The 16845-nt window shown below is 65.4% G+C and carries 13 protein-coding genes and 2 CRISPR repeat arrays; of the genes, 3 read left to right on the top strand and 10 right to left on the bottom strand.

Annotated elements, in window-relative coordinates; all coding sequences use genetic code 11:
* Position 1 precedes the first annotated feature (1 nt).
* Positions 2 to 273: a CRISPR direct-repeat array (repeat unit 28 nt; unit sequence GGTTCATCCCCGCGTGTGCGGGGAACGC).
* A gap of 118 nt (positions 274 to 391) precedes the next feature.
* The 9 genes from cas2e to ASC48_RS16875 all read right to left on the bottom strand — a co-directional run bounded on the left by cas2e (position 392) and on the right by ASC48_RS16875 (position 13280).
* The gene (cas2e, locus tag ASC48_RS16915) at positions 392 to 709 is read right to left on the bottom strand and encodes a type I-E CRISPR-associated endoribonuclease Cas2e (RefSeq protein ID WP_050472747.1); all 318 of its coding nucleotides are present in this window, start codon (positions 707 to 709) and stop codon (positions 392 to 394) included.
* The gene (cas1e, locus tag ASC48_RS16910) at positions 706 to 1671 is read right to left on the bottom strand and encodes a type I-E CRISPR-associated endonuclease Cas1e (RefSeq protein WP_244270095.1); all 966 of its coding nucleotides are present in this window, start codon (positions 1669 to 1671) and stop codon (positions 706 to 708) included. Before cas1e ends, cas2e begins: the two co-directional genes overlap by 4 nt.
* A 3-nt stretch (positions 1672 to 1674) precedes the next feature.
* Complete coding sequence (gene cas6e, locus ASC48_RS16905) at positions 1675 to 2427, bottom strand: type I-E CRISPR-associated protein Cas6/Cse3/CasE (protein ID WP_055456879.1); 753 nt, start codon at positions 2425 to 2427, stop codon at positions 1675 to 1677.
* On the bottom strand, positions 2424 to 3182 hold the full coding sequence (cas5e, locus tag ASC48_RS16900) for a type I-E CRISPR-associated protein Cas5/CasD (protein ID WP_055456878.1): 759 nt from the start codon (positions 3180 to 3182) through the stop codon (positions 2424 to 2426). Before cas5e ends, cas6e begins: the two co-directional genes overlap by 4 nt.
* Positions 3179 to 4267, bottom strand: a complete 1089-nt coding sequence (gene cas7e, locus ASC48_RS16895) for a type I-E CRISPR-associated protein Cas7/Cse4/CasC (protein ID WP_055456877.1) — start codon at positions 4265 to 4267, stop codon at positions 3179 to 3181. The genes cas5e and cas7e overlap by 4 nt, the downstream gene beginning before the upstream one ends.
* A gap of 1 nt (position 4268) precedes the next feature.
* On the bottom strand, positions 4269 to 4907 hold the full coding sequence (gene casB / locus ASC48_RS16890; protein WP_055456876.1) for a type I-E CRISPR-associated protein Cse2/CasB: 639 nt from the start codon (positions 4905 to 4907) through the stop codon (positions 4269 to 4271).
* Positions 4904 to 6655 (bottom strand): type I-E CRISPR-associated protein Cse1/CasA, encoded by a 1752-nt coding sequence (casA, locus tag ASC48_RS16885; RefSeq protein ID WP_055456875.1) that lies wholly within the window; start codon positions 6653 to 6655, stop codon positions 4904 to 4906. Before casA ends, casB begins: the two co-directional genes overlap by 4 nt.
* Before the next feature lie 573 nt (positions 6656 to 7228).
* The gene (locus ASC48_RS16880; RefSeq protein ID WP_141659000.1) at positions 7229 to 8257 is read right to left on the bottom strand and encodes a hypothetical protein; all 1029 of its coding nucleotides are present in this window, start codon (positions 8255 to 8257) and stop codon (positions 7229 to 7231) included.
* 230 nt (positions 8258 to 8487) lie between these two features.
* Positions 8488 to 10346: a CRISPR direct-repeat array (repeat unit 29 nt; unit sequence CGGTTCATCCCCGCGTGTGCGGGGAACAC).
* Positions 10347 to 10499: 153 nt separating this feature from the next.
* Positions 10500 to 13280 (bottom strand): CRISPR-associated helicase/endonuclease Cas3, encoded by a 2781-nt coding sequence (locus ASC48_RS16875; protein WP_055456873.1) that lies wholly within the window; start codon positions 13278 to 13280, stop codon positions 10500 to 10502.
* Between the two features lie 258 nt (positions 13281 to 13538).
* Between ASC48_RS16875 and ASC48_RS16870 the strand changes: the two genes are divergently transcribed.
* The 3 genes from ASC48_RS16870 to ASC48_RS16860 are packed head-to-tail and all read left to right on the top strand — an operon-like array spanning position 13539 to position 16148.
* Positions 13539 to 14645, top strand: a complete 1107-nt coding sequence (locus tag ASC48_RS16870; protein ID WP_055456872.1) for a methionine ABC transporter ATP-binding protein — start codon at positions 13539 to 13541, stop codon at positions 14643 to 14645.
* A complete protein-coding gene (locus tag ASC48_RS16865; RefSeq protein WP_019966460.1) occupies positions 14635 to 15312 on the top strand; it encodes a methionine ABC transporter permease in 678 nt (225 codons plus the stop codon). The genes ASC48_RS16870 and ASC48_RS16865 overlap by 11 nt, the downstream gene beginning before the upstream one ends.
* A 38-nt stretch (positions 15313 to 15350) precedes the next feature.
* Positions 15351 to 16148, top strand: coding sequence for a MetQ/NlpA family ABC transporter substrate-binding protein (locus ASC48_RS16860; protein ID WP_055456871.1), 798 nt, complete (start codon positions 15351 to 15353; stop codon positions 16146 to 16148).
* A gap of 351 nt (positions 16149 to 16499) precedes the next feature.
* On the opposite strand, the gene ASC48_RS16855 is transcribed toward ASC48_RS16860, so the two are convergent.
* Positions 16500 to 16760, bottom strand: coding sequence for an FAD-binding oxidoreductase/lyase (locus tag ASC48_RS16855; protein ID WP_055456870.1), 261 nt, complete (start codon positions 16758 to 16760; stop codon positions 16500 to 16502).
* Positions 16761 to 16845: the final 85 nt, after the last annotated feature.

The following is a 16845-nucleotide window of genomic DNA, read 5'->3' as shown; positions in this document are numbered from 1 at the left end:
CGGTTCATCCCCGCGTGTGCGGGGAACGCGGGCTTTCGACAGCGTGCGCGCGGTCGGCGACCGGTTCATCCCCGCGTGTGCGGGGAACGCATGGACGTGGTGGCGCCACCGGGCAGATAGGCCGGTTCATCCCCGCGTGTGCGGGGAACGCGGCGCCTGCCTCGTGCACACGCTCAAGCGCGCCGGTTCATCCCCGCGTGTGCGGGGAACGCGGCCAGATGCTGGGCCATCTGGCTCCGGCCCTTGGTTCATCCCCGCGTGTGCGGGGAACGCTCTTGCTGGAGATCATTGATCTTATTGTAGAATTTCAAAGAGCGGAAAGCTACCGGTTTTGGGGCGGTTTTGAGGGGGGGCCGGAGACGGGCAGAATGACGGGTCCGGCCGGCCTTTATCAGCCTGATCCGGGCCCGCCCGGCCCCGGATTTCCGGCATCCGGCGGATGGAAGGCGACGAGGCGCAGGCCGTCGAAATCAACAGGCATGCGGCGGTTGCGGCCATAGGTCTGGAAGTCGAAGCCCGCGTCAGTGGGGGCCGTCCAGGCGATCACGGCGTCGCCATCCTCAATCATCGCCGCCACCTGACTGGCGATCATCTCGCGCGTGCGGGCCGAGTAAGTGCCGATGTAGACGCCTGCCCGCACCTCCAGCAGCCAGACGGCGAGACGCCCGCGCAGCCGGGGCGGAGCATTGGTGGTGACGACCATCATCATGACCGGTGCCCCGCATCGCCGGAGGGAGAGGGATCCTTGAAGGCCGGATCGATGGCATAGTCCGGATCTTCCGGCGGCGGCAACTCGCCTGCCAGCAGCACCTCCTCAATGGCGGGAATGAGCCGCCCCAGCAGATTGGTGCGGCGGAAGGCATCGCGGCAGGCAAGGCGGACTTCCCGGTCCACCGCGCCTGTCAGCTTGCCCTTGGCCTGCTGCCCGGCAATACGGAAAGCCTCAGGTACCACGGTTTCGAATTTGAACAGGTCGGCAATGTCATAGACGAAGGACAGCGGTTTGCCCGTGTGGAGGAAGCCCACGGCGGGCGCATAGCCTGCCGCCAGAACGGCCGCCTCCGTCAGGCCATAGAGGCAGGCCGTGGCGGCAGACAGGGCGCGGTTCGGCACGTCCGAAAAGTCCCAGTTGTCCGGATTGTAATTGCGCCGCGTCCAGGTGACGCCGAACTGGCGGGCAAAGCCATCGTAAAGCGTTCTGACCCGCGCTCCTTCGATGCCGCGCAACTGATCGACCGAACGCTTTTCAGGTGCGGCCTCGCCGAAACGCATTTCGAACATCTTGCGCACGATGCGCAGGCGCGCCGCCTCGTCCATGGCGAGACGGCATTGCCACAGCAACCGGTCAGACCGCGCCCCACCCGGCTGTCCGGCGGCATAGACGCGTACACCTGCTTCCCCGACCCAGACCAGCAGCGTGCCGGCACGGGCAGCCAGCGACACCGCCGCATGGCTGGTGCGCACCCCCGGCTCCAGCATGATCGCCGCCAGCCCGCCGACCGGAATATGCATGCGGACGCCATTGGCATCGACCAGAACGAAGGCGCCGTCGATGACATCCAGCTGGCCCTTTTCCACGAAGATGATGGACGAGCGGTCCTTCAGCGCAATGGGGCGCGGCGGCGGGGCACCGGGCATGGTGAAACCGGATGCCGTGCCCCCGCCGCTCATGGTTCAGGCCCTCCGGATCATCATCAGGCCGCAGCCGAAGGCCTTGGCCCGGCCAAAGCCACGGCCAAGGCGCGCCAGAAAGGCTGCGGGGTCCTCTACTTCAATGAGCCCGGCAAGATCCAGCACGCCGAAGCGGGCGGGCTTGCCCTTGCTGCGCGGCACCTGCTCGACGCGGTAAGCCTGGACCCGCAGGCCCTTGAGGGCAAAGCCGGAGCGTTCCCCCTGTCCTTTCAGCCAGTCCACCGCCGCATCATGGGCCGCCACCTCGCGCAAGGCGCCACGCTGCAGAGGGCTCCCAGCTTCCCTCTCCCGGCGGTGGATCAGGTCCATCACCACGTCACTGCGTTTGCGCTTTGGCCTGCCGCTGTCATCCGTGCCAATCTTGCGGTCGACGGTGGCATTGACACTCAGCTCGAAGGCCAGCAAGTCGCCGGGCGCCAGCTGCGGCTCGAAGGGGCGGGAGGAAATCTCGAAAAAGGGCGATTCCTCCTGTCCCAGTTCCGGCCCCAGCACGTAGTAGCGGCCGTCATGCGTGTCCCGCCGCCACAGGAAGGGCGCGCCCTCCCCGGCCCAACTCTCCCTGGCCCTGCCCTCCGCTGCCCGGCCCCGCAGATGCGCTGGCATGGCCGTCCACAGCAGCCGGTGCCCCGTGTTCATCTGCGCGGCGCTGTCAGCGGGGTTGAGCAGGCCCATGAGCGGGGCCACATTGCGCGAAGAGCGGCGCAGATCCAGCCGCGAAAGATAAAGCCCGCTCATCGTGCCGCCTCCCGTTCCGGCCTCGCAGGCAGGCTGAGGCCCGTCACATATTCGCTGCGGCTGGCAAACTGCCAGCTGGTGCGGCTTTGCGGATCATCGCGCCGGTTATGCTGGCGGGAAATGGCCGCACCGGACGGCAGATCCCCCAAGGTCTCAACCGCAAGCTCTGCCTCACGCGGCACAGTGCCCAGTAGCAGCGGATCCGCCTCAAGATAGGCGAGAAAGGCGCCTGCGGCATCCGGTGCCGGGACCACCTGCGGATTGAGCGGACGCGACAGCGGGCAGGACTTGCGCCCCAGCCAGAGCGTAAAGCGCGGACGGCGGAAAGCCTCCGCCAGCGCCGCCAGATCAATCCCCTCCCCCTCCGCCACACCATCCGCAGCGGTGAATCCCGCCAGATAGCGCACATCCATGCGGTATTCGCGCCGGGTGATGGAGGTTGAAAGCTCCTCACGCAACGCGAGGGCTGCCGCACGGCTGCGTGGTGCCCCTGCCGAAGATGGCAGGGACTGGAAGGTGTGGAAATCGGTCAGCAGCTTGCCGCGGCGCTGGCTGAGGCTGGCCGTGCGCAGCCCCGCAAACAGGCGCGACTGGCCAGCCGCATCCTCCCGGCGCAGGCCAAGGGCGGCGCCAGCAAGGCCCAGCAGCGCCGAGCGGGAGGGCCGCTCCGCCGTGCCGCGCTGCGCGTTACCCGCCGCCTCCCCGAAACTAGCCAGGGGCGCTTCCAGCGTGATGACGAGCCAGCGGTCCGTCATGCTGCCCCGGCCTCTGCACCTTCCGTCACTCCGCTTGCAGCAAAGGCCGCCAGTTCATCCAGCGTTGCGCTGTCTGCATCGCCCACCTGAAGGCAGCATTCGGACGCCCAGTCCCGGCCATAGGCCTTGGCAAAGGCCTCGCGCTTGGCCAGCAGCGCCCTGGCGGATTCAGCCGTATGATCGCGGCCTTCGACGGGACGGGTGAAGGCGCCCGCCAGCGTGCGCGGCTGGGCATCACCCAGTTCGGCCAGAATGAATTCGGCCTTCACATGGTTGGCAAAACTGTTCTTCTTGCCGGAGGGCGAGGCCACGGAAACGGTGCGCACCAGCGCCTCGGCCGCACGGGCTGCCAGCTCCCGGTCACCACCAAGATTTTCCGCCAGAAGCTCCAGATCGGCGCAGATGTAGAGGTAGAAAATCCCCGCACCGAAACCGGCTTCGCCGACAAACCCAGCGCCGGCATCCTCGCTCGGCCGCTTCAGGTCATCGACGGCGGTGTAGAAATCGTCTTCCACCTCGGCGCGGGAGGTCGTGAAGGCATGGGCCACCTGCACCGCCGCATCGCGGTTGAAATCCGGATTGTCGGCCAGCATGCGGCCGAACATGGCGATATCAACCGCGCCATCGGCCTTGAGAAAGACCATCTTCGCCAGTTCCTTTTCCTTCGGCAGCTTTTCTCCGGCGAGCTTGCGCAGCGCAATATCCGTTGCGATCTGCCGCTCCTGCGGGGAAATGAAGGCCAGCTGCTCGGTGTAGGTGGGGTTGGCGTCCTTCTCCCCCTTCAGCTTGCCGAAGACGCCGGCAACCTCACGGGCGATCTCAATGGCCTTGTCCTCGTCCGCACCCTTGTCCAGAAGCGCCTGCTTCAGCACCTGCCCCATGCGCTGGGTGCGCTCGCCCAGATTGCCGGTCAGCGGCTGAGTGAAGGCTTCATGGGTGCGGATGGAACGCTTGATGGCCTGGCTGGAAATGCGCATGCGCGGCACACCGCCCAGGATCATGCTCTTCGGGCGGCCCAGATCATCCCGGTTGGGGTTGGAAGCCGGATAGGGGGTCAGAATGTGAAGCTGCAGAAAGCGGGCCATATCAGTTCTCCTCAGGGAAAGCATGTCCGGAGGCGGGGCTCTCCTGCGCCCCGGCCTTGCCATCGCCCGCCGCAAGCTGCGGCTGGCCGTAATAATCGAAGGTCCATTTGCGCTGCACGGCGCCGTCAAAGCCGATGACATCGCGGATGAAGGCCGTCACATCAAAGGGCTCGCGCTTCAGCACCGGCAGCGCCCGGCGGATGTGGCGGCAGAACTCATCCGGCTCTTTCCACGCCCGCATCATCGCGCCGAAGCGGGACACGGACCAGCGGCGGTCTTTATTATCGGACGTCAACAAACCGTCCGGCGTCTGCCCCAGCAGCCCGGCAAAGCCGCGCTGCCTTTCCTCGAAATGAACATCCGTCTCTGCCAGCAGAATGGCCAGCACCCCGAAGCGCAGCAGCGTTTCCTCATCCTGATACTGAGCCTGCGAGGTCCAGGCCTTGCCGGAGGCCTGGCGCACGGCCTCGATCAGGGCCTGCGTCTGCGGTTCCAGCAGGGCTTCCAGCGGCCCGGAGGCCCGGCGCAGCCGCGCCCGCCCGGCCCTGTCGCCGCCACGCCCCGTAACCGGATTGGGATGCAGCCGCTGCCACCAGTCCCTTGCGGCTTCAGCGGCCGGCTTGTTCAGTTTCATGGTCATTCGTCCCTCCCGGAGCGGGATTTTGCCTTTGGCACGCCTTTGCCCTTTTCCTTGCCCTTTTCCTTGTCTGGGACCGGCAGGGGCAGACGCAGCGCTTCAAAGAACCGCTTTCCACCCGGCCCATAGCCCCGGCAGCTGCGCTGCAAGGTCGCATAGGCCTCGACAACCGGCTGCGCCCGCTCGGGCGGCACGTCCTCGACGCCTGCAAACTGATCGAAAAGGGACAGCACGGTTTCTTCCAGTTGCCGCCGCCAGTTCTGCCGCTGCCGTTCCGCCCGGGCTTCAAGGCTTTCATCCTCGCCGCCATTCAGAAAAGCGGCGGCCAGCCTGTGGAACTGCGGCTCCGTTGCCTCGAAAAAGGCCGCCTGCGCATTGCCCAGAGCGCCTTTTTCCGCATCCGGCGTCTGACCGTCAAACAGGGCCTTGCGCAGTCCATCGCGCAGGGCCGAGAGCGCCACGCTGCCAGCTTCGGAAAAGCTGCGGACCAGACCGTCCAGCATCTGCGCCACATCCCTGTCCCTGGCCAGATGCATTGGCTGTTCGGCCAACAGATAGGCCATGGCCTCCATATTGTTCATGGCCCAGCCGCCAACGCGCAGAACGGGATCGTGGCCATAGCTGGTCAGCGGCTCCACCCGGTCCTGACGCGCGGCGGAGATGTTCCCCGGCAGACGCGACAGGCTTCCTGCCCCCTCCCCCACGGCAACGGCCACCCAGTCGCGGTAGCCGAAACGGGCGGTCTTGGGCTTCACCGAATAGGGCGGCTCAGTCTCCTTGAGCTGACGGTAAGGCGTCAGCGGATGCTGCCAGATGCCATAGTTCATGCCGTAAGGCCGCTGGGCGAAGTGGGTCACCACCGGGCCTTCCAGCCCCGTAAGCGCACAGATGCCCGGCTGCGCATCCGCCACCAGCCGCAGCCGCCGGGGCATGCCGAAAAAGGCCTGCAGCGGATGGGCATCGCCTTCGTCATCAGGGTGAATGACGCGGCCTTTGTCAGAGGTCAGGGTTTGTGCCAGCCAGGGCAGGACGGTGTGAAGCTGCGCTGCAGCATCGCCAACGGCAAGCTTCGTCACATTGGCCAGCAGCCGGTGCCAGAGCGAAACCGGCGCCCGCCCCTCCCCCGCCACGGGCAGCACCAGAACAGACAGCGGCCCGCCGCCGCGCATGGACGTGCGGTTGCCCGCCCCGCCCGCCGGGGCAAAGGCCTGCAAGGCATAAAGCGTCATTGCGGCCGCAGGCAGGCCCAGCGCCGGATAGCGCCCCCTGTGCGTCAGCACATCCGCATTCTTCTTCTGGCCATTCTGGCCCGGCGTGTCGATGAACAGCCCCTCAACCGGCGAAAGAGCCGCAGGCTTCAGGTCCGCCTCGAAGGCCTCCCGGTCCTGCAGGAAACGCGCGCCCCCGCCCAGCAGTTCAAAGGCATGGGTAAAGGGGGCAATCCGCTCCGCCAGGTCCTCCCGGCCGACAGAGGAAAACCAGAGCTCCTCCCAGCGGTCATCATTGAACACATCAAGGCAAAGCTGCAACACACCGACGCACAATTCATAGCAGGCCATGTCGAGGTCCGGCCGCGGCCAGTCAAAGGCCACAGCATAGTCAGCAGCATCGTCCGCAGCATCGCCCACCCCGGCCTCAGGCTCATCAGACCCCGGAAAGCCGCAGGCCAGCCCGGCAAAGTCCACCCACCGCCGCTCCCCGGATCGCATGACCACGGGAAAACACCGGTCCGTCAGAACATTGAACCCCATCCCACTCCCCCCGGCACAGGCCTTGTGCATTTCACAGACAAGCTAGGAGATGAAAACTCCACCCCAGAGAGCCATAAGCAGAAATGCACGCAAAAATTAAAAAATCAACCGCACCCAGCAGGCGCCAGCCAGACACGCTCAACTGTGCTATGGGTTGGCAGTCTTCGATTGATCTCAACTGAGAAACACCAAAATCTCAGTCAATCAAAGACTGCAACAGCTATTATGATAGCCATGACTTGCACCTCCATTTTGCTAAGGGGTGAAGGCTGACGCCAATCAAGACACTTCGCCCTGCTGCTTAAGGACCAGTCGCAGACCACCAAGGCCGGCGACTGGATTCAATAAAGCATGCTTAGGCGCGCTCGTCAACGAGATACTGAAACTCAACCTAGTATCTTACGATTTTTGTTGCACTGAATATCACCCTGACTAAGGTAAGGGTCGAAAACCCCGGGTGCGCGGGGAACAGGACAGTGACCCAACCGAGTACTGGCTCATCCCCGCACACGCGGGGAACACGTTGGAAAAACCTCATATTCCCCAACATGTCAACCGCCCCACAGTTGCCCATCACGCACCCGCAGCGCGGGCCGGGCGGAGGCGGCGGTAGAGGTACTGGATCAGGCCGCCAAGGCCTCCGATGCCTGCAATGCCAAGAAGGGTGGCGATGGCGACGCCGATCTTGTTGGCCGTGTCGAGCGCAACGCTGACACCGCCAACCGCCCGGCCGATCCGTGTGAAGAGGTCAGCCGAGACGGCAACGGTCTTGGGGAAGCTGCGGACTGGTCTTTCGATGGTCTCTCCGCCAAAGATCAGTTTCTGCCGCAGATCGATCGTCAGCTGAAGCTCCCCCTCCTTGCGGGGCGTCACCACCCAGAGGAAGGTTTCCTCCTGCCCGTCGGGCACCTGCCGCCAGATCATCTCCTTCGGCTCGATATCGAACCCGGCGCCATGCAATCGCGCCCCGATGGTGGATGACGTTTCCGTCTGCACCGGCACCAGCGTTACGGGCTCCATTGTGGCACTGATACTTATGGCCGCCGCTGGGCCGGTTGCCGCAACAGCATCGCCCTTTTTGCCCCGGCTGACATAGATGAAGGCATTGTGCGGTGAATCCAGCACCATGTCGGGGAAGAACTCGCCGCTGATCTCGGTGACGCGCAGTTCGCGCCGCTGAACCTCTTCGAGGATCGCCGCCCGCCCGGCTGCATCGGCCTGCGCATGCCGCTTGCCCAGTTCCATCAGGCTGAGACGTGTCAGGTCCTCGGGGAGGATGAGATCCTCGCCCGAGGCGATGGCATGCGGTGACAGGATATAGGCATGCTCCTGAAGGTAGGCGTAAGACGCCGTTTGCGAAATGCCCGCCATCAGTTGGGCAATAGTGACAGATTCATCGCTGGCAGGCGCACGTCCGCCGCCCCCCGGAGGGGGCTCAACTGCACCTGTCGTTATGCGATCGATCGATGACTTCCGGCCAGCGCCATCAAGCCCGGCCGCCTCAAGTAGCGCCGTGCCCAGTGGCGGCGAAAACAGCACGCCTGCAAAGACGCCCGCACCGAAAACGGCGGGAACACCCAGCCACCAAACCAGCCTGCCCATGCCGCACCTCCCCCACTCAAGGATGCAAACATTCGCCAGCTTCAACCCTATGATAAACGTAACGGAAGATCAATCTTCGATTGCAGAATGCAGCGCAGCACGTCAGGATTCCGGAGCGAGTGGCACGGAGGTAAAGGTTGCCCCGCTGCGCCATTCCGCCAATGTGTCATCCGCCAAAAACGCCGGAAGTTCGCGCGGTTCGGGGACTGGCTCGCCGTGCTCCTTCATACCGGTTCATCCCCGCGTGTGCGGGGAACACAGCTGTTTGTACTGAGAGACGGCCTGCGCGATCGGTTCATCCCCGCGTGTGCGGGGAACACGGCCTCGCTCCAGACACTTTCCTCGTTCCGCTCGGTTCATCCCCGCGTGTGCGGGGAACACGCAGAACCTGCCGGTGCGGGATTGTGATGGTGCGGTTCATCCCCGCGTGTGCGGGGAACACGCTCCATGTCAGGGGCAGAGCATTTAGAGCAACGGTTCATCCCCGCGTGTGCGGGGAACACGGGCGCCGTCCACTCGCCGCCACGGATGCCGACGGTTCATCCCCGCGTGTGCGGGGAACACACATTGCACCGCGCCGCCCAGGTGCCGCGCACCGGTTCATCCCCGCGTGTGCGGGGAACACAGAGCGAGCATGGCCTCTGCCTGCTCCCGCGCCGGTTCATCCCCGCGTGTGCGGGGAACACAGCGTCAGATGCGGCGAGTTGGTGACCTGCCCCGGTTCATCCCCGCGTGTGCGGGGAACACGCGGCAGCGTAATTGGCCGCATTCAACGTCTGCGGTTCATCCCCGCGTGTGCGGGGAACACGCCATCATCTGGATCCAGGTGTCGCGCTGCGGCGGTTCATCCCCGCGTGTGCGGGGAACACGGAGGCAGTCAGCGCAGGTGGCGGGCGGGAAGCGGTTCATCCCCGCGTGTGCGGGGAACACGCCATCATCTGGATCCAGGTGTCGCGCTGCGGCGGTTCATCCCCGCGTGTGCGGGGAACACGGAGGCAGTCAGCGCAGGTGGCGGGCGGGAAGCGGTTCATCCCCGCGTGTGCGGGGAACACGCGGGAGGGCGAGCGCCGGGTGATCAATCTGGCGGTTCATCCCCGCGTGTGCGGGGAACACAGAGGTGCTGCCGGCAATGGCTGGCACGCAAACGGTTCATCCCCGCGTGTGCGGGGAACACGAGCTGCGCTGCGGCGGCCCACATGCTGTCCACGGTTCATCCCCGCGTGTGCGGGGAACACCCTGCCGCCAGGAGGCGCGGATATCCTCCCGGCGGTTCATCCCCGCGTGTGCGGGGAACACTGCCCGGCGAGGTGCTGCCGGGCAACCCCTACCGGTTCATCCCCGCGTGTGCGGGGAACACACAGCGGCAACAAGGCTGGCAATGGCCACCCACGGTTCATCCCCGCGTGTGCGGGGAACACGCAAGATGATGTTCGGTGAGCGCGGCACCGGTCGGTTCATCCCCGCGTGTGCGGGGAACACTTCTTGACGAGGCGGCACCAGTCATCCGTTTCCGGTTCATCCCCGCGTGTGCGGGGAACACGCGGCACCCGTTTTGGTCCGGCGCCTCTGGGCCGGTTCATCCCCGCGTGTGCGGGGAACACCCATGGGCGCAAACGAAAATGCGGCGCGGGCGCGGTTCATCCCCGCGTGTGCGGGGAACACGACCCGAAAGCCCGATGCCCGCAGTTTCTCGCCGGTTCATCCCCGCGTGTGCGGGGAACACCCATGGGCGCAAACGAAAATGCGGCGCGGGCGCGGTTCATCCCCGCGTGTGCGGGGAACACGACCCGAAAGCCCGATGCCCGCAGTTTCTCGCCGGTTCATCCCCGCGTGTGCGGGGAACACTTTTCGCAGGCGCTGGCAGCTTCTGGCCATGCCGGTTCATCCCCGCGTGTGCGGGGAACACTTGCCCAGCTGGCTGATGCGCGACTGCACGGCCGGTTCATCCCCGCGTGTGCGGGGAACACTCGACAGATAGGGGCCATCCAGAATGAGCATTCGGTTCATCCCCGCGTGTGCGGGGAACACGTCGTGATAGACGCCCTGATACAGCCTCTCGGCGGTTCATCCCCGCGTGTGCGGGGAACACTCTTGCTGGAGAGCATTGATCTGAAAATAGAATTTCAAAGAGCGGAAAGCTACCGGAAATTCGGGGGCTTTCGGAGGGCGGATTGGAGAGTGGCGCAAGGGGCTGCAGCAGGCAAGAAAAACCCGGCTTGATTGCAGCCCCGGCAGTGCGGGATCATTCCCGCGCGGCACCGTTCGTCAGACCGCGCCTGCGGCAGTAGAAGAGCGTGCGGCTGTAGTCCGGGCCCGCGTCCAGATGACCGTCCTCCCCCAGAATGGCGATGACGATGGAGGCCTCGAACTCCGGCCAGCTGCGGCGCAGGGTTTCTCGGGCGGCGGCGCGGCGCTTTTCTTCTGCCGCATCCGGTGCCGGGGGCGCGTCCCTGCCCTGCCGGGTCAGGATCGCCGCGCGGCAGCTGAGGGCCGACAGGGCCCAGGCCTCTGCCATGGCCTCAGGACCGGGGCCGCCGGGCGCGGCCAATGGCACCAGTGTGCCGCCCTGCATCCGGGCGATACGCAGGGTCAGGGTTGCCTCGCCTAGCCTGGTGCCGATTTCCTCATCGGAGGATAGCTGACCCTGAAGCCCGGTGTAGCCATCGGCAGGCTCCGCCAGATTGAACTTTGCAAGCTGCCGGTTCCCCTGCTCCTTGCCTTCCGCCCTCTGCTGGGCCTGATGCAGGGGCTCCGGCACATCCTCCCAGTCTTTAGGGCCATAGACGGCCTCGATCAGCGGGCGCATGTCCGCGGGGCTGACGATGCGGCCCCTGTCAAAGATATGGCGGGCCGTGCGCCACAACACGGCGGGCCGCTGATAGGTGAAGGCCGCCTGCTGCAAGATGTCCACGCCCCAGTTCGCGTCTGCCACCTCGTCCGGATCGGCCGAGAGCACCACAAGGCTGGGAACGGGAAAGGGCCGGCTTTCCACGGGGCGCTGCGGCATGTGCCGCCACAGGCGCCCGGCACGCTGGATCAGCAGGTCCACCGGCGCAAGGTCGGTGAGAATAAGGTCAAAATCGAGGTCCAGTGACTGCTCGATAACCTGCGTGGCGACCAGAATGCGCCCGGCGCGCCTGTCCTGCGGCGCCTCCTTTCCGAAGCGGGACAGGACATCCGCCTCAATCGCCTGCCGGTCCACCTGGGCCATGCGGGCGTGGAACAGATCCACCGGTACCTCTCCCCCAGCGCTCAGGGTTTCGAACATGCGGATGGCCGGGTCCACCGCATTGCAGACGATGGCAACAGCGGCGCCCTGGCGGGCTGCCTCCAGCGCCTCCTGCATCACCGCTTCCCGGCTGGCTGCCCGGCGCACCGCCACCTCCCGGTGGAGGCGCGGGTCCGAGCCCGGCGCCGTTTGCGCGACGGTGCCCGCATCCAGCCGGGTGATCAACGGATAGGAAACCTCAGCCGGATTCATACCCGCATCCAGCCCTTGCGGGGTGCCCGCCCCCAACCCTTTGGCAAAGGCCTTCAGCATCTGCCGTTTCTGCCTCTCCGCCAGCGTTGCCGACAATACGATGGCGGAGCCGCCCTGCATGGCATGCAGTTCCAGAAGGCGCTCCAGTTCCTTGCCCATATAGGCATCAAAACAATGCGCCTCGTCGACAATCAGCACCCGGCTGGCAAGGCCCGCCTGACGCAGCGCCAGATGCTTCTTGCGCAGAACGGCGAGAAAGGCCTGATCGATGGTCGCGGCCCCCACATCAGCAAGCAGCGCCTTGCGGCGGCTGTCCGCCAGCCAGCTGGCGCAGAATGCAGAGACGGACTGCTCCTCTCCGCCGTGTTCATATTGCGCGGGAGCGGCTGCCCCCGTGCTGGACCGGAACGCCTGCGACAGGCGGGCCTGCCCATGGGCCAGAACCAGCGAGGGGGGGCTGCCGCCGTCAAACAGCTGCCGGTAAACCGGCGCCAGCCGGCCATACATAGCATTGGCGGTCGCCATGGTGGGCAGGGCCATGAAGATGCCCTCCCCCATACCCGCGGCCATCATTCGTGCGGCCAGCACAAGAGCTGCCTCCGTCTTGCCGGCGCCCGCCGTATCCTCAAGGATCACCAGCGCCGGACTGCCGGACAGCGGCAGCTCTGCTGCTGCCTGCTGCAGGGGCCGGGGTGCGGCGGCAGCAGCCGGGGCCACGCGGGCGAGATCCGGCACGGCAAAGGCAGGAGGCGGGCACAGGCCCTTCTCCCGCACGGCCCTTTCTGCCGCCGCCAGCACCAGAGGCCAATAGTCCTCCGCCTCCATCTCCGGATCCTGCCGCCCGAAGAAAGTTGCATCCGAGCCCACCCAGTCGGCCAGCGTGATCAGTCCGGCCAGCGGCCAGGACAAGGCCTTGAATGCGCCTGTGTCACGCAATGCCGCCAGCGGCTGCGGCTTCAGAATGCGGGCCAGCTCCCCCGCTACATGGGCGGCAATGGCCACAAGCTGCGGGCCAAGGTCCGGATCCGTTCCGGCGCATGTCTCCTTTGCATTTGTCTCGTCCCCAGACGGCGGCACACCGTGATGCCCGGCAATGGCCGCAATCAGCGGCGCTATCCGGGTCTGAACTCCGAGCCTGGGCAGAGAGGGAAACAGGCTGACGAGCCGCTCCCTGATGGCAGGAGCATTCAGCAGATACGCCGTGTTGCGCCAGTGCGAACGGCCCGTCACCGGCCGCAATGGCCCCAGCGCTGCTTCGGGCCAGATTTCGGGCCACTTGATCTGGAAAGTGCGGGAGATCTTGCCAAGGTCATGCAGGGCGGCAAGAAAGACGAGCACCGGCAGCAGCTGCTCCTCCGGCACGCCATGCCGGGCAGCCAGACGGCGCAGCAGGCCTGGCCTCGCCTGCAACAGGCATTGTGCCGCCGCCGCCACATCCAGCAGGTGATGCAGCACCGGCTTGTAGGCCGCGCCAGCCATCAAGTCCGCTTCAAAGGTCTTGGCCCAGAACCGGCTCGCCAGAAGGTGAAGATCTGCCTGCATTCCGCGTCTCTTGCAGCTCTCCTGCTTTCATCAATCATCACGTGCATGCGGTCAATGCGGTAGCGGCCTCACCCCGTCCTGAAAATTTTTTCCCCGTATTTTCCAAATTGGGCCAAGCCGATCCGGAATTGAGGCGATATAGATGACCGGGTCCCTCGCGCTGCTGGCCCGGCTCCGGGATATTAGCGTCACAGTCCGTCCTAACGCCCCTCCCAAGGCGTTGCGGTGGCCCTCCCAACAGGTTCTGACCCCGTGAACATGCAATCCAATCCGCCCGATCCGCACAGTCTTGCCTCCGCGCCGGCGGACGGCAGCCCGGCGCCTCTGGTGCAGATCAAGGGTGTGGCAAAGATCTATCCGGCCCGCAGCGGCCATGCTGCCGTCGAGGCGCTGAAGGACATTGACCTGTCCGTGGCGCGCGGGCGCATTCTGGGCGTCATCGGGCGTTCGGGCGCCGGCAAATCAACCCTGATCCGTCTCGTCAACGGGCTGGAGCGTCCCAGCCGGGGCGCGGTGATCGTCGATGGCACCGACCTGACGCAGCTGAGCGAAGCCGCGCTGCGCGCCGAGCGCCGCTCCATCGGCATGATCTTCCAGCATTTCAACCTGCTGGCCCGGCGCACCGTGTTCGACAACGTGGCCCTGCCGCTGGAAATCATCGGCGCCAGCCGGTCCGAGATCGAACGGCGGGTGCGCCCGCTCCTCGATCTCGTCGGCCTCGACGGTAAGGCGGACCGTTATCCGGGCGAACTCTCCGGCGGCCAGAAGCAGCGCGTCGGCATCGCCCGGGCTCTCGCCACCGGTCCCAAGGTGCTGCTCTCCGACGAGGCGACTTCGGCGCTGGATCCGGAAACGACGGACCAGATCCTTGACCTGCTGCGCCAGGTGAACCGGGAGCTGGGTCTCACCATCCTGCTCATCACCCACGAAATGAGCGTCATCAACGCCATAACCGATGAAGTGGCTGTGATCGACGGCGGCCAGATCGTTGAACATGGCCGCACCTTCGATGTATTTACAGAGCCGCAGCACCCCACCACGCGCAGCTTCGTCTCTGCCGTCACCGGTGCCGTTCTGCCGGAGCATCTGCGCGCGAAGTTGCAGAGCGCGCCTCAGCCCGGCGGGCAGGCGCTGGTGCGCCTCATTTTCAAGGGTGAAGGCAGCCAGAGCCCGTTCATCAGCCACTTCTCGCGCACGCTGGGGCTCGACCTGTCCATCGTGCAGGGCAAGATCGACCAGATCGCAGGCCAAACCTATGGTCAGCTGGTCGTCAGCGTCGATGCCGCACCTGAAACCCTTGCCGCCGTTGAGGCGGGTGCCCGCTCCCACGGCCTGACCAGCGAGGTGCTTGGCTATGTTGCCTGATTTCCTGCCCCCGCACATTCTCAAGCTGATTTTCGACAGCCTGCTGCAAACCCTTCACATGGTTGCCGTTTCCGGCCTTCTGGCAACGGCGATCGGCCTGCCGCTGGGCGTGTTTCTGGCCACCAGCCGCAAGGGTGAGCTCTTCGCCGCCCCTGCTCTCAATGCGGTGCTGGGTCTCATCGTCAACGCGGCGCGCTCCACACCCTTCATCATTCTGGTGGTGGCCATCGTGCCGCTGACCCGGCTGATCGCGGGCACGTCGATTGGCACCACGGCCGCCATCGTGCCGCTGACGATTGGCGCGACACCCTTCGTTGCCCGCGTCATCGAAGGCGCCATCCGGGGCGTGGATCAGGGCCTGATCGAGGCTGCCCGCGCCATGGGGGCAACACCGCTGCAGATCGTGCGCAAGGTGCTGCTGCCGGAGGCGCTGCCAGCCATTACCCATGCCCTCACCTTCACCGCCGTCAGCCTCATCGGCTATTCGGCCATGGTCGGCGCCGTTGGCGGCGGCGGCCTGGGTGATCTCGGCATCCGCTTCGGCTACCAGCGCTTCATGCCCGACGTGATGCTGGCGGTCGTGCTCGTGCTCATTCTTCTCGTGCAAGGCGTGCAAAGCCTTGGCGACAGCCTTGCCCGGCGCTTCGACAAGCGCGCCCGGCATTGAACCTTCCGCTTGTCCTTTCCCAGAACCGGAGTGCTCACATGCTCTTCAAGTCCATTGCCGCGTCCCTGACCGGCGCCGTTGCTGCTCTCACCCTCTTCGCTGCCGCCCCGGCTTTTGCCGAGACGATCAAGGTCGGCGTCACCCCTGGCCCCCATGCCCAGATCATGGAAGAAGTGAAGCGCCTTGCCGCGCCGAAGGGCCTCGACATCGAGATCCTCGAATTCTCCGACTATGTGGTGCCGAACGAGGCGCTGAATGCCGGTGATCTGCAGGCCAACTCCTTCCAGCACAAGCCTTATCTGGACAACCAGATCGCCGACCGAGGCTATCAGCTGACGGATGTGGCCTTCACGGTCAACTTCCCCATCGGTGTCTATTCGCAGAAGCACAAGACGATCACCGACCTGCCGGAAGGCGCGACTGTTGCCATCCCGAACGATCCGACCAATGGCGGCCGCGTACTGCTGCTTCTGGATGACGCGGGCGTGCTGAAGCTGCGTGAAGATGCAGGCGTCAAGGCCTCCATCGCCGATATCGTCGAGAACCCGAAGAACCTGAAGATCGTCGAGATCGACGCAGCCCAGCTGCCGCGCTCGCTGCCGGATGTGGATGCTGCGGGCATCAACACCAACTACGCCAAGGAAGCAGGTCTTGACCCGGTCAAGGACCCGATCCTGCGCGAACGCCCGAAGGGCCCGTATGTGAACATCATCGCCGTGCGCACGCAGGACAAGGACGCCGCCTGGGTGAAGACCCTCGTGGAAACCTACAATTCCGCTGAAGTGCGCAAGTTCGTGGAAGACACGTTCCACGGCGCGGTTCTCGCCAGCTGGTAATCAGCACGGAATTTTGACCGAAGCAAACGGCAGCGCCCCTTTCCTGCGATGGATCGGGGCGCTGTTTTTTTGGGAGGCTGCGGCGACCAGAATGGGTACAGCGCCGGTTCTGACGCCCCGCCCCTCCCTTCTCTCCGTCATGCCATGGCTTGACCATGGCACCCATGCCGTTTCCCATCCGCACGGCCAGCACCTCGAATGCCGCACCCACACAGAGCCCCGATCAAGCGCACAACGAGCCGGGGCGCATCGCGGTGGATGCCATGGTCAAGCCATCGCATGACGGATGATGGGGATGGGGATGGGGCTGGGAGATGTGGGCGGCGGACAGGGATGTTGCAGCCCCTCCCCTCACACCCCGCCTAATCCAGCAGCCCAGCGGGATACATCCTCCGCAGCACGCTTGCCGGTCAGGGCATCGGCCACGCCGAGGCCCATGAGCGGGCCGAGCTTGAAGCCGTGGCCGGAGCAGGCGCTGAGCAGCCAGCCGGATTTGCCCAGCGGCTCGCTGACGAAACGCTCGTCTGCCGACACCGTGTAGTAGCAGATCTTTTCCTCGATGATCCGGTAGCGCTCAGCGCCGCGCAGCGTGCCGGTCAAGGCCTCGCGCACGGGGGCAATGTCTGATCGGCCCCCACGGACGGGTCCAATTTGATTGTTAGTGCAATGATGGTCGTGGCGCCAGCGCGGGCGGCAT

This window comes from Pannonibacter indicus, from assembly GCF_001418225.1.
Lineage (GTDB): Bacteria > Pseudomonadota > Alphaproteobacteria > Rhizobiales > Stappiaceae > Pannonibacter > Pannonibacter indicus.
This window is presented reverse-complemented; position numbering and strand designations above follow the sequence as displayed.

Excerpts from the sequence above, each read along its gene's own strand:
- cas6e (WP_055456879.1), bottom strand. The coding sequence starts at position 2,427 with ATGAGCGGGCTTTATCTTTCGCGGCTGGATCTGCGCCGCTCTTCGCGC.
- ASC48_RS16880 (WP_141659000.1), bottom strand. The coding sequence starts at position 8,257 with ATGGGCAGGCTGGTTTGGTGGCTGGGTGTTCCCGCCGTTTTCGGTGCG.
- cas7e (WP_055456877.1), bottom strand. The coding sequence starts at position 4,267 with ATGGCCCGCTTTCTGCAGCTTCACATTCTGACCCCCTATCCGGCTTCC.
- ASC48_RS16865 (WP_019966460.1), top strand. The coding sequence starts at position 14,635 with ATGTTGCCTGATTTCCTGCCCCCGCACATTCTCAAGCTGATTTTCGAC.
- casA (WP_055456875.1), bottom strand. The coding sequence starts at position 6,655 with ATGGGGTTCAATGTTCTGACGGACCGGTGTTTTCCCGTGGTCATGCGA.
- cas5e (WP_055456878.1), bottom strand. The coding sequence starts at position 3,182 with ATGACGGACCGCTGGCTCGTCATCACGCTGGAAGCGCCCCTGGCTAGT.
- ASC48_RS16875 (WP_055456873.1), bottom strand. The coding sequence starts at position 13,280 with ATGCAGGCAGATCTTCACCTTCTGGCGAGCCGGTTCTGGGCCAAGACC.
- cas1e (WP_244270095.1), bottom strand. The coding sequence starts at position 1,671 with ATGAGCGGCGGGGGCACGGCATCCGGTTTCACCATGCCCGGTGCCCCG.
- cas2e (WP_050472747.1), bottom strand. The coding sequence starts at position 709 with ATGATGATGGTCGTCACCACCAATGCTCCGCCCCGGCTGCGCGGGCGT.
- ASC48_RS16860 (WP_055456871.1), top strand. The coding sequence starts at position 15,351 with ATGCTCTTCAAGTCCATTGCCGCGTCCCTGACCGGCGCCGTTGCTGCT.
- ASC48_RS16870 (WP_055456872.1), top strand. The coding sequence starts at position 13,539 with ATGCAATCCAATCCGCCCGATCCGCACAGTCTTGCCTCCGCGCCGGCG.
- casB (WP_055456876.1), bottom strand. The coding sequence starts at position 4,907 with ATGACCATGAAACTGAACAAGCCGGCCGCTGAAGCCGCAAGGGACTGG.